This window comes from Micromonospora vulcania, assembly GCF_042658605.1.
GTDB classification, from domain to species: Bacteria; Actinomycetota; Actinomycetes; order Mycobacteriales; family Micromonosporaceae; genus Micromonospora; species Micromonospora vulcania.
Window position 1 is genome coordinate 386,516 of sequence record NZ_JBHSQS010000005.1, and the last position, 11,914, is coordinate 398,429.

Sequence of the window (11,914 nt, forward strand, 5' to 3'; positions counted from 1 at the left end):
CTTTGGTCCCGGGCCGGCGTGCTTGTGATGCCGCGATCAGTTGATCGGAGTCGGCGTCACGGGCAGTCGAACCAGCGGGTTTCCGCGCCGTCGCCGTAGTACGCGTTCATCGGGCAGTAGTACCACGTGCTGGTGGCGTACGAGTAGATCTGCGCGTACTCCGGGTACCACTCGGAACCGTTACTTCCCTTGTAGACGCCGATGAAATCCGGGCGTCCGATGTCGAACCACGAGAATGGCCCGAAAGTGTCGTTGCTGTTGCGCTCGAAGTTGTCGGCCGAGTTGTCGAGGTTGACATATCCGGGCGACTCGGCGAGCGTGCCGTAGACCTTCATCTTCACGGTGGCGTCGGTGCCGGCCCCGCTGATGTTCGCGGTGTGCACGAAGATCTTGTACTGCTGAACAGCGTTGATGCCGATGCCGCCGGACTTGGCGACCGAGCTGTCGGCGGCCTTGGCGGCCGGGGCCGCGCTGGCGGCGGCACCGCCACCCAGCGCCATCATCGTCATGACGAGCGCCCCGCCGACCGCGATTGGGATTCGGAATCTCATGGTGACTTCCTCCTGTGCATAGGTGCGGATGATTGCTGCTGTTGCAGTTAAGAAACCCTGGCAGTGGGCACTGCCGCGCGACTGACGTGGCGCTGAAATACCGGCACCGTCCGGTGTCCGACTGAGCCGCCCAGGTGCGCTTGTTCCGTCGATAACCTGAGTTGAATCTTGTGGTTGAGGCGGGGGCAGACCAATGCGAGTGAGGCTTCTCGGACCGGTCGACGTGACCGTGGACGCCACTGCGCGCACGGTCTCCGGCTTGCGACGCAAGGGCGTTCTCGCGGTGCTCGCTCTGCACCCGGGCGTGATCGTCAGCACCGACCGTCTGATCGACGTGATCTGGGGGGATCGGGCTCCCGCGACCGCGCCCAACAGCCTGCAGAGCCACGTCTCCTACCTGCGCCGCACCATCGGTGCCCGGAGCGCGATCGCCAGCCGCTCCCCGGGGTACGTGCTGGACCTGCCGGGCGAGGCCACCGACGTCGAGGTGGCCGAGCGGCTCATCCGCGAGGGCACCCGGTCGACCGACCACGAGCACGCCCGCACGGTGCTGGCCAGCGCCCTTGAACTGTGGCGGGGCCAATCACTGGTCGACGTCGCCAGCCTGGACTGGCTGCACGAGCAGGCCGAACGCCTGGAACACCTGCGGCTCGTCGCGGTCCGGGCACTGGCCGACGCCCGGCTGGCGCTCGGCGAGCACGCGCAACTCGTGCCGGAGTTGGAGCAGTTGGCCCAGGAATATCCACTCGACGAGCACATCCACGAACAACTCATGGTGGCGCTCTACCGGGCTGGCCGGCAGTCCGACGCGCTCGCGACGTACCGGCGGCTGCGCCGCACGCTCCGCGATGACCTGGGCATCGAGCCGAGCCCGGCGCTACGCGACCGGGAGAACGCGATCCTGTCGCAAGACCCGGCGCTCGCCTGGTCCGCGCCGACCGGCGAGGTGGTCGCCGTCGCAGGCCGGGTCTCCGTCCCGGCCCAACTGCCCCCGGCGGTACGCGCCTTCGCCGGTCGTCGCGACGAACTGCGCTGGCTCGACGAACGCCTCGGCTGGCCCGGTGAGCCCGATCCGGCGACGATGGTCATCGCCGCTGTCTCCGGCACTCCGGGAGTGGGCAAGACCACGCTGGCGGTGCACTGGGCCCACCGGGTCGCCGACCACTTCCCGGATGGTCAGCTCTACGTCAACCTCCGCGGCTTCGACGCCGGTGGGGCGGTGCTCGACCCCGCCGACGCGATCCGCGGCTTCCTGGCCGCGCTCGGCGTTCCGGTGGAACGCATCCCGGCCGGCCTGTCCGCCCAGGCCGGGCTCTACCGCAGCCTGCTGGCCGGCCGGCGGGTCCTCGTCGTGATCGACAACGCCCGCGACGCGGAGCAGGTCCGCCCGCTGCTGCCCGGCTCGGCCGGCTGCGTTGCCGTGGTGACCAGCCGCAACCAGCTCACCTCGCTGGTCGCCAGCGAAGGCGCCCAGCCGCTCGCCCTCGACCTGCTGCCCGCGGCCGAAGCCCGGGACCTGCTGGCCCGGCGGCTCGGCAGTGACCGGGTGGCCGGCGAACCGACCGCCGTCGACCAGATCATCGAGAGCTGCGCCCGACTGCCACTCGCGCTGGCCGTCGCCACCTCGCGGGCCGCCACCCGTCCCGGCTTCCCGCTGGCCGCACTGGCCGACGAGCTACGCGACGCGGCCGACGCGCTGGACGCCTTCGACGGCGGCGACCCGACCACCGACGTACGCGCCGTCTTCTCCTGGTCCTACCAGGCCCTGAGCCCGGCGGCCGGTCGCTTGTTCCGGCTGCTGGGGTTGCACCCCGGTCCGGACATCGCGGTACCCGCGGCGGCCAGCCTCGCCGGCATTGCCGTGCGCCAGGCCCGGACGCTGCTGACCGAACTGGCCCGCACCCACCTGCTCATCGAACACGCGCCCGGCCGGTACGCGCTCCACGACCTGTTACGCGTCTACGCGACCGAGCTGATCCAGGACCTGGACAGCGACGGCGAGCGCCAGGACGCCGTGCGCCGGCTGCTCGACTCCTACCTGCACGTCGCGTACGCCGGTGCGCGGCTGCTTCAGCCGTTCCGCGACCTGATCGAGCTGGAGCCCGCCCTCCCCGGTGTCGCGGCGGTGGAGCCGGTGGACGCCGAGCAGGCGATGGCGTGGTTCATCGCGGAGCATCCGGTGCTGCTCAACACCGTCACCCGGGCCGCCGACGACGGGCTGTACGGGCACGCCTGGCGGCTGGCCTGGACCCTGGCCGACTTCTTCGACCGCAAGGGCCACTGGCACGACTGGGCGGCGACGCACGAGATCGCCCTGACCGCCGCCGACCTGCTCGCCGACCGCCGGGCCGCTGCGAGTGTGCGCCGTGGCCTCGGCCGTGCCCGTGCGCAACTGGGCCAGTACACCGAGGCGCACGCCCAACTCTGGCAGGCGGCCCGCCTGTACGGCCAACTCGGCGACGTGCCCGGCCAGGCGCACACCGCCCGCAGCATCGCGTGGGTCTGCTCGCGGCAGGGGCGTCATCGGGAGGCGCTGGCCCACGCCCAACGCGCGCTCGACCTGTTCGAAGCCGTCGGCGACCGCGCACTACAGGCCCGCGCCCTCAACTCGGTCGGCTGGCAGTACGCCCAGCTCCGCAACCACGGTGAGGCCCTGCACCACTGCCAGCGGGCGTTACGCCTGCTGCGCGAGGTGGGCGACCGGTTCGGCGAGGCCAACACCTGGGACAGCCTCGGCTACGCCCACCACCATCTGGGCGACCACCAGCAGGCCACCGCCTGTTACCAGCGGGCCGTGGCGCTGTTCCAGGACCTCGGTGACCGCTACTACGAGGCCGACACCCTCACCCACGCCGGCGAGAGCCACCGGGCGGCGGGCGACCCTGAGGCCGCCCGGCTCGCCTGGCTGCGGGCATTGGACATCCTCGACTCGCTCGGCCACCCCGACGCCGACCGGCTCCGCGCCACCCTCCGCCACCACTGGGCCCACCCACTCCTACGCCCCACCACCCCGACACCCTGCGTCTGACCCGGAACGGGTGACGCCCCGCAGGCCGTCAACGGCTTGCGGGGCGTCACTCGATCAGTGGTGCGATTACCGAGGCCGTACGGCCACCTGCTGCGGACCTGTCAGCTCGACCGCACCAGGATCAGGTACCAGACCTCGGCGGTCGTGCTGCCGTCCGCCTTGCGTCCCTTGACCACCAGGTAGGTGCCGGTCGCCTCGGTCGGCGTCCAGGTGATCGACGCGCGGCCCTGAGCGTCGGCGTCGACCGTGCCTGCGGTGCCGCCGATCGTGTACTCGAACGACGTGATCCCGGCCGTGCCGCCGCTGAACTCGAACCGTCCCTCGACGCCGACGCCGCCGCCGAGGTTCTCCCGCGGGTAGACCTCGGAGTAGACGTACGGCTCGTTGCCGACCTGGAACGGGTACTCGGTGACCGGCGAGAGCCGGCCGTCCGCGGTGCGTCCCTGCACGGTGAGCATGTTGAGCCCGTTGCGGTCCGGCACGATCGTGATCAGGGTGTTCCAGCTGTCGCCGATGGGAACGCTCAGCTCGGGCCCGTCGTTGAGCCGGTAGCGGTACTCCACCACCTCCGGCGTCCACGAGGTGCTGAAGCCGAACTCACCGGGGACGCCGATGCCACCGGTCGGGCTCCACTCGTTGTAGGGGCTCCAGACCGAGACCCGCGTGTCGCGGACCGGGACGGTCAGCTCGCGCTCCGGCGACGTCGTCCCGTCTTCGGCGACGCTGGTGACCCTCGCCGAGAACCAGCCGTCCCACTGCGGGGTGAACGACACGGTCGCCGTGCCGTCCGACCCGGCCGCGATGGTTTGGTATTCGCCGAAGTCGAGCGAGTAGCGGAACTCCTTGGTGTTCGGCAGCACCGAGCGGAACGTCAGCGTCATCGGCTGAGCCGCCGCACCGCCGTTCGGGGGGTCGGTCGTGACGACCGGCGCCTCGAACGGCTGCCAGGTGAAGCTCTTCTCCGGCGACCGGGTGCCATCGGCCAGCAGCGCCTGGAAGACCAGGGTGTTGTCACCGGTGTGCGTCGGCGTGACGTCGATCTCGGCGCTCCCGTCGCCGTCCACGACGACCTCCGGACCACCGTCGAGACGGTAGGCGAAGCCGGTCACGTTCGGCAGTTGGCTGCGCAGGTAGAAGTGCACCGGCAGGCCGACGCCGTCGATCCGCGTCAGGTATTCGAGCGTCGGCGCGTATGCGGTCGGCACCGGGTCGATGACGCCGAACTCGTAGTAGGTCTCCCTCGACGTGGAGCCGTCCGCCCGAACGGACCGCACGACCATCGTGTGCCATCCCGCGGTCGCCGTCCACGGCACCACGGCGGTGTCGTCCGCCGCCGCCGGAACGGTCTGCGAGGTGCCGTCCAACATCCATTCGTACGCGACGACGTCACTGTTGCGCGGCCTGAACGTGAACGAGCCGGTCTTGCCGGCGATCTGGTCACTGTCGAGGTTGAACTCGGCCGACTCGACCCTGGGGGCGTCGGTCACCGAGATCCGCAGGGTGTCCTGACCGATCAGCTTGTTCTTCGCGTAGCTGCTGACGACGACCTCGACCTCACCCGCTTCGGTGAAGGTCAGCTGACCGGTGGCCTTGCCGTCGACGGCCGGCACCCGGGTCTCCGGGCCACCCTTGATCTGATAACCGAAGGCGGTCGTCTCGGGCTTCCGCGCGGTCAGCGTGATCGTGCTCGGCAGCCCCACCCCGCCCAACTCGATCTGCGCGCTCGGTGCGGTGTCGGCGACCCAGAACCGGTAGGTCGTCTCCGGGCTCGGGTTGCCCGCCGCGTCGACCGAGTAGATGGTGAGGCTCTCGAACCACTCCCGCGACGGGGTGTATTCGAGGATCGCCGCGCCACCCGGACGCCGGGGCTGGACCTGCCCGGAGTAACCGCTCGAGTCACGCCAGCGGAACGCGACGACGTCACGGTCGCCGCCCGCGTCGAGGCGGAACCTGCCCTTGATGCCGGTGCCACCGCCGGGCGTGTCGCCCTCGGGATAGGTCTTCGACGTGACGGCCGGTGGGTTCGCCGGCGCCGTCTTGTCCATGATGACGTGGCAGACCTTGCTCCACGGGCCGGCGTCGTAGTAGTCGCTGGCCCGGGCCTGCCAGGCGAGAAGCTCGCCGTCGGCGTACTGGCTCAGGTCTGTGCCGAAGTTGTAGGAGCTGTAGAACTCGCGGCGCTGGTCCGGGTGGTCCACCGGCCAGATCGCGTAGAGGACCGTCGCGTAGTCGCCCTCGTCGGGATCGTTGGCGGTGGCCTTGAACACGGTCGACGCACTCGCCGGCGACGGTTTGCTGAGCGTGCCACACGGTCGGGTCGGACCTTCGAGGTGCGGGTCGGTCACGGTCGGCGGGTGGTTGAAGTTGGAACTCAGCGTCGGCTGCTGGAACGTGCGGCCGGCGTGCGGGTCCGCTTCCTGGGCCGCGGTGATCCGGTATTCCACCGTGATCGACTTCTCGTGCCGGCTGAGTGCGGCGTTGAGCGTCGACACCATGCTGAAGCCCAGGTAGTCGGGGCAGTACCAGGCACCCGCCCCCCGGCTGGCCGTGGCCAGCTTCTCCAGCTCTGCCGGCGGGTTGTTCCACGACGTCCCGCTCTTGACCGGGGCCGTCCGCCACACCTCGATCGTCGCGGCGGTGGAGCAGTCGGTGACCGTGTCCTCGTTGGTGTAGAGGTAGGAGTTGTGCACCACCGACCCCTTGAGCTGGGTCAGGTCGTACGTGAAGTAGGAGCGGTAGGTGTGCGGCTTGTCGGCGCTGTCGACCAACGTGCCGACGGGCGGCGGAACCGACGGGTTGACGAACTTCGTCTTCGGGCTCTGCGAGTCGAGGTAGGCCCAGCTCGACAGAGGTAGATTGACCGAAGTGTCGGCGAGGGCCGGCTGGCCGGTTGCAAAGACGACGGCGGCTACGCCGACCGCGGTTGCGAGCATCGCGGTGCCGATGCGCTTCATCTGGATGTGTACCTCCACCTGACGGCGTCTCGATCGACGCCGATCCGCGTCATCGTAACGACGCGAGGCGACAGATTTTCGCCGGGAGATCCAATCTGCAATTAGGCTGCGATTCGACCGTTTAGCGCTTGATTCCGGCGTTTCTGGCTCTGAAATGGACGTCCTGGTCGGCAATTCCGGTGCAGTACGCAATCGTGGCGTCATCGGGGTTTCCCGCACCGGCACCGGCACCGGCTTCGGCCTGACGTACGCGGCCGATGAGCTCGGCCGGCCCGTTGGCGGCGAGCAGGTCCAGCACGCCCGGCCAGTCGGTCAGGCCGTACGGGCTGACGATGCGACTGGCACCATTGCTGAGCAGCACGACGCTGTCCAGGTCGGAGAGGGGCCGACTGCCGGTCACCGCCTCCTGCGCCGCACACGGATCATCCTTGGCGATCCAGTAACCGCCCGGCTGGTTCCGACGGGCCCGCAGCGCTTCGGCGCAGGCTGCGCGGATGCGGTCGTACTCCGGAGTTCCGGTGGGAACGCCGTCCAGGGGCGCTGAGCAGGCGCGTCTGGCGGCGACCTCACGCCCGTCGGTGATGACCTGCGGGCCAGGACCGACCTGGTCGAGGACGAGGAACGAGTCCGCGAGCAGGAGGTGGTCGAGGCGTCCGTGGTGGGCTCGGACGATCGCCACGGTCGCCTGCGGGCTGCTGGGGTTCGCGAGGTCGCAGGTGTCCCGATGCAGGGCGGCCGTCTCGCCGATCGCGGCGGCGAGGATCACCGCGAGGTCCTGCCCGTCGCCGCGTGACAACCGGCCGAGCAGCGCACCGCCGAGCCGATGGGTGTACCAGGCGACGCCGTGCGAGCAGACTGATTCCGCTCCCGGGATGCCGGCACCGTCCAGCAGTACGACGACGCCGGGAACCGCGCCGACGAAGTCCTCGTTCGGCCGGCCGGTCGTGCCGGCACTGGTCGCCATGCTGACGTGCACCCACTGGCCCCTCGATCGGTCACCGCGCTTACCGCGATGGGAGTGGCCTAACGATCGCCAGTGCCGCAGGATGACGCAACATCCACATCCATCTACGGATGCATGGGCCACGTGCCTCCCGTCTGCCGTTGGATGTGATCACCCGGCCGTACAAGGAGCGCGAATGAGGCAAGGCGACGAACTCGACTGCTGCGGGAACGGCAGCGCACCTCCACCCGGCGTACGTCGGCGCACGGTGTTGCGCGCGGCGACGCTCGGCGCGGGGGCGGTGGCCGTGGGCGGGGCGTTGCGGCCCGGCACCGCGTACGCGGCACCGGCCATCTACAACCCGTTCAGCGCCTACCCGATCACGGACACCTGGGAGGGCCACCTGCGTCGTGGCTCGCGCGGCGGCATCGACTTCGGCATGGGGGTGGGCACGGCACTGCCCGCCTGCGGCGCCGGCACGATCCAGAACATCCCGTACAACGGCGATGGCGGGCACACCGTCACGATCCATCACGCGGACGGCTACCGCAGCCAGTACCTGCACCTGTCGCAGTTCCTGCTCGGTAACGGTGCCAGCGTCGGCGCGGGCGCGATCGTCGGGCTCTCCGGCGGCGCGGCCGGCGCACCCGGCTCGGGCAGCTCGACCGGTCCGCACCTGCACTGGCACATGATCGACCCGTCCGGCACGTACATCAGCCCGTTGGTCTACATCCAGCAGAACCCGGTGGGACAACCGCGTCAGGTGTTCGAGGCGGCCAGCAACAACGGTTGGCGGCCGCTGCCGATCTCGGGCAGCTCCGGTGCGGTGACCGGCACGGCGGCGACCGCGATCACGGTCGGCTCCACGAAGATCGTCTACAGCCTGAACGGCGGCCGGATCTTCGAGGCCGCCAGCAACGCGGGCTGGACCAACCTGTGGACCGGCATCTCCGGCGCACAGGGCACCGCCCTGGCCGCACTGAACCTCAACGGCGTGAAACACATCTACTCCGTCGTCGGCGGCTACGTGCACGAGGCCGCCAGCAACAACGACTGGAGCAACCTCAACACCGGCATCGCGGGTGTCGGCTCCTCCTCGATCTCGGTGATCCAGGTGGCCGGGGTCAAGTACGTCTACAGCATCGTCGGCGGCTACGTGCACGAGGCGCACAGCGCCAACGCCTGGCGCAACCTGAACACGGGCATCCCGGCGTCGGCGGTAGCGGCCATCGCCCTGGGATCCACGAAGATCATTTACAGCCTCAACGGCGGCCGGGTCTACGAGGCCGCCAGCAACGCGGGCTGGACCAACCTGTGGACCGGCATCTCCGGCGCACAGGGCACCGCCCTGGCCGCACTGAACCTCAACGGCGTGAAACACATCTACTCCGTCGTCGGCGGCTACGTGCACGAGGCCGCCAGCAACAACGGCTGGAGCAACCTCAACAGCGGGATCGTCGGGTCCACGGCGGCGGCACTGGCACTGAACGGCGTCAAGCTCATCTACTCCGCCTGACACGGCTGCGGGGACCTCCCGGGCCGGAGGTCCCCGCAGCCGTCCGTCCTCGTCGCCGCCGAGGGGCGCCGGTGCCTGGTCAGGCCGGCGGTAGCGATTCGGGGCCGCCGAGCGCGTTGCGGAGCCACTGCTCGACACCGGCGACGTGCACCGTCGCCCAGGCCCGCGCCACCTCGGGTTGACGTGCCTCGATCGCCTCGCAGATCGCCTCGTGCTGCTCCCGCGTACGCCGCACGGCGCCCTCCTGGGTGAGCCCGCGCCAGACCCGTGCCCGCGTCGTCGGCCCGGAGAGGCTGTCGATCAGTGAGCAGAGCACGCTGTTCCCGGAACCGGCCGCGATGTGGTTGTGGAACCGCAGGTCGTTCGCCACCAACGCCTCGACCGTCGGCGTGTCACCCAACTCGGCGAGAATCGTCCGCAGGCCGGCGATCTCACCGTCGGTCATCCGGATCGCGGCCAGCTCGGTCGCCGCCGGTTCGAGGACACGGCGTACCTCCAGGAACTGCAGCACCGTGTCGTCCTGGTGGAAGTCGACGACGAACCCGATGGCGTCCAGGAGCAGAGCCGGTTCGAGGCTCGTCACGTAGGTGCCGTCCCCCTGCCGCACGTCCAGCACCCGGATCAGCGACAACGCCTTCACCGCCTCGCGCAGCGAGTTGCGGGAGAGCCCCAGTCGTTCGGCGAGGTCGGCCTCCCTGGGCAGCCGAGAACCCGGACCCAGCTCGCCCTGGACGATCATCGCCTTGATCTTGTCGATCGCCTCGTCGGTAACCGGCACGTCGTCGCCTCCCGGACATCCGATGTCTCGCAGTCAGGCCAAGATTCGCGCAACTTCCGGGGAAAGTGCTGTTTCGACAGACCGGGATGCGGCACTTTCCCCGAAAGTGCGCCCACCTTCACGCGACGTGGGCCAAGCGGTGACGGTCAGGAGTCGGCCGGTCGGGGTTGCGGGATCGGCGTGCTCTCGGTCCGGGTGGCGTCGTAGCCGGCCGCCTGGAGGGTGAACAGCTCGGCGTACCGGCCGCCGGCGGCCATGAGGTCGTCGTGACCACCGGCCTCGACCAGGGCACCGTGGTGCAGGACGAAGATCCGGTCGGCGTGGCGGACGTTGGCCAGCCGGTGCGTGATCAGGATCGTCGTCGCGTGGCCCTGACGATCCCGGATGGCCTGGAACAGGGCGTCCTCGGCGCGCGGGTCGAGCGCGGAGGACGGCTCGTCCATGATCAGCAGTTCGGCGTCGCGCAGGAAGCCCCGGGCAGCGGTGATGCGCTGCCACTGCCCGCCCGAGAGGTCCTGCCCCTTAGCGAAGGTCCGGTCGAGCAGCGTCTCGTACCCATGGGGTAGTTCTTCGATCATGTCGTGGGCGACGGCCCGGCCGGCGGCGGCCTCGATCCGGTCCTGCCGCGCCTCGGCGTCGATGTCGCCGATGGCGATGTTCGTCGCGGCCGTGAACGGCCACTTGTGGTATTCCTGGGTGACCACCGCGATGCGGCTACGCAGCCCGGCGATGTCCCACTCGGCCAGCGGCCGGCCGTTCCACTCGATGACGCCCGACGTCGGTACGCGCAGCGCGGCGATCAGCGCGGCGAGCGTGGTCTTGCCCGAACCGTTCTCGCCCACGAATGCCACGGTCTGCCCCGCCTCGATCGTCAGCGTCACACCGTCGACGGCGGCGCTGTCCCGGTCCGGGTAACGCAGGCTGACCTCGTTGACGACCAGCCGGCGCAGCCGTTCGGCAGCAACCCGGGAGGAGGATTCGTCGGCGCGGTCGGGCAGGTAGTCGACAGCCCGGTTCATGAACCCGGTGTAGTCGCCGAAGTGCTGGCCCTCGGTGTAGACGCGGTCGACCTGGAACGTGACGACGGCGAGCGAACGCTGCGCGGACTGCACCGCGATCACGCAGGTCGCCGCGGCGGCGAGTGGAATCTGCCCGTCGACCAGGAGCAGGCCGAGCAGGACGTAGACGACGCCGGTCGCGACACCACCGATCAACGCGCCGACAGTGGTGGTCGTGGTGACCCGGCGGGCCAGGGCGAGCTGGATGTCCGTCTCCACACCCATGACCCGGTCGTACTGGTCGAGCAGAAACCGACGCAGCCCGTACGAGCGCAGTTCCGGTGCCGAGTCGCGTTCGGCCATCAGCCGGTGCAGCAGCCACAGCCTGCGTCGCCGTACCGAACCGGCGGTGTACGTCCGGTACCGCAGGTGCCCCGCCCGCAGCGACGCCCACGCGTTCGGCAGCGTGGCGACCAGCAGCGCCAGGAGCAGCAGCGGGTGGATGACGATGACGGCGACCGCCACGGCCAGCAACCCGGCGAGCCCGGCCAGCAGGTTGAACGACGCCTGAACCAGGAAGATCGCCGACTCGGTGCCGCGAGAGGCCCGCTCCATGTCGTCGGCGAACGAGTCCGCGTCGAACGCCTCCAGCCGCACGGCCGTGCTCACCTCGAACAGGCCGCGCTCCACCTCACGGCTCACCCGGGGGGTGAGGCCGTTCTGCGCGTACCCCGTGGCGATGCCCATGCCGGCGCGCAGCGCGGTCGCCGCCGCCAGGGCCGCCAGCGCGGGCAACGCGGCGAGCACCTTGTCCGAGGTCGGGCCGCCGGCGAACAGCTCCACCAGCACCCGCTGCGCCGCCAGCAGCCCGAATGCGGCCATCACCCCGGCACCGACCGTCGCGGCGGCCACCACGCTGGTACGCAGCCGGTCCGCCCGCCAACTGATACCCACCGCCGCGAGCACCAGCCGGGGCAGCTCCGCGAAGACGGCGAACACACCGACCTCGGCCCGGGCCCGCACTCCGGTCTCCCACCACATCGCCCGCAGCTCCGGCAACACCGACTCGGCCGAGACGGGGCCTGGCCGCGGCTGCTGTTGGGTACGACGTCCGGGTTCCGTGGCGGTTTCGGTCACGGGGCTCAC

General features: G+C 70.2%; 7 protein-coding genes. 2 read left to right on the forward strand and 5 right to left on the reverse strand.

The features are described 5' to 3' along the window. Positions 1-56: 56 nt before the first annotated feature. Positions 57-551, reverse strand: coding sequence for a PLAT/LH2 domain-containing protein (locus ACFQGL_RS10975; protein WP_377509346.1), 495 nt, complete (start codon positions 549-551; stop codon positions 57-59). Positions 552-750: 199 nt separating this feature from the next. Between ACFQGL_RS10975 and ACFQGL_RS10980 the strand changes: the two genes are divergently transcribed. Beyond that, entirely contained in the window at positions 751-3,579 is a 2,829-nt protein-coding gene (locus tag ACFQGL_RS10980) for an AfsR/SARP family transcriptional regulator (protein WP_377509348.1), read from the forward strand. A gap of 101 nt (positions 3,580-3,680) precedes the next feature. On the opposite strand, the gene ACFQGL_RS10985 is transcribed toward ACFQGL_RS10980, so the two are convergent. Together ACFQGL_RS10985 and ACFQGL_RS10990 are read right to left on the reverse strand one after the other, a co-directional pair. Further along, positions 3,681-6,533 carry a hypothetical protein gene (locus ACFQGL_RS10985; RefSeq protein ID WP_377509351.1) on the reverse strand — a complete coding sequence of 951 codons (2,853 nt, stop codon included), beginning with the start codon at positions 6,531-6,533 and terminating at the stop codon, positions 3,681-3,683. Between the two features lie 121 nt (positions 6,534-6,654). Beyond that, positions 6,655-7,497 carry a hypothetical protein gene (locus tag ACFQGL_RS10990; protein WP_377509353.1) on the reverse strand — a complete coding sequence of 281 codons (843 nt, stop codon included), beginning with the start codon at positions 7,495-7,497 and terminating at the stop codon, positions 6,655-6,657. Between the two features lie 175 nt (positions 7,498-7,672). Between ACFQGL_RS10990 and ACFQGL_RS10995 the strand changes: the two genes are divergently transcribed. After that, the gene (locus ACFQGL_RS10995) at positions 7,673-8,992 is read left to right on the forward strand and encodes a M23 family metallopeptidase (protein ID WP_377509355.1); all 1,320 of its coding nucleotides are present in this window, start codon (positions 7,673-7,675) and stop codon (positions 8,990-8,992) included. A 79-nt stretch (positions 8,993-9,071) separates the two neighbouring features. Here ACFQGL_RS10995 and ACFQGL_RS11000 read toward each other — a convergent pair whose 3' ends face one another. Further along, positions 9,072-9,770 (reverse strand): FadR/GntR family transcriptional regulator, encoded by a 699-nt coding sequence (locus ACFQGL_RS11000; RefSeq protein WP_377509358.1) that lies wholly within the window; start codon positions 9,768-9,770, stop codon positions 9,072-9,074. Positions 9,771-9,916: 146 nt separating this feature from the next. After that, the gene (locus ACFQGL_RS11005; RefSeq protein ID WP_377509593.1) at positions 9,917-11,809 is read right to left on the reverse strand and encodes an ABC transporter ATP-binding protein; all 1,893 of its coding nucleotides are present in this window, start codon (positions 11,807-11,809) and stop codon (positions 9,917-9,919) included. Between the last annotated feature and the right edge of the window lie 105 nt (positions 11,810-11,914).

Excerpts from the sequence above, each read along its gene's own strand:
- ACFQGL_RS10990 (WP_377509353.1), bottom strand. The coding sequence starts at position 7,497 with ATGGCGACCAGTGCCGGCACGACCGGCCGGCCGAACGAGGACTTCGTC.
- ACFQGL_RS11005 (WP_377509593.1), bottom strand. The coding sequence starts at position 11,809 with ATGTGGTGGGAGACCGGAGTGCGGGCCCGGGCCGAGGTCGGTGTGTTC.
- ACFQGL_RS10975 (WP_377509346.1), bottom strand. The coding sequence starts at position 551 with ATGAGATTCCGAATCCCAATCGCGGTCGGCGGGGCGCTCGTCATGACG.
- ACFQGL_RS10995 (WP_377509355.1), top strand. The coding sequence starts at position 7,673 with ATGAGGCAAGGCGACGAACTCGACTGCTGCGGGAACGGCAGCGCACCT.
- ACFQGL_RS10985 (WP_377509351.1), bottom strand. The coding sequence starts at position 6,533 with ATGAAGCGCATCGGCACCGCGATGCTCGCAACCGCGGTCGGCGTAGCC.